A 233-nucleotide genomic window follows, 5' to 3' on the forward strand; every position below is an offset into this window, starting at 1 on the left:
TGCACGAACGGCTCGGGCGGCAGCGCCATCGGCGGCATGCAGTTCGCGAGCGTGTTGTGCGTGTCCGCGCCCGAACCGATCACGCCGAGATAGTCGATCAGGCCGCTTTCGCTCATGGCCTGCGCAATCTCTTTCAACTGCTCGTGATCGAGCCCGTCTTCATGAAACTCGTCGCCGCACATGCGCAACCCGACGCAGAAATCGGCGCCGACTGCTTCGCGGACCGCCGTCAG

At 64.4% G+C, this 233-nt stretch carries 1 pseudogene; it reads right to left on the minus strand.

Annotated features, from left to right (window positions below):
• A pseudogene (locus tag R0J92_RS26940) lies at window positions 1-233 on the minus strand (N-methylproline demethylase); the annotation flags it as partial.

The organism is Tritonibacter sp. SIMBA_163 (genome assembly GCF_046535935.1).
GTDB lineage: Bacteria > Pseudomonadota > Alphaproteobacteria > Rhodobacterales > Rhodobacteraceae > Epibacterium > Epibacterium scottomollicae.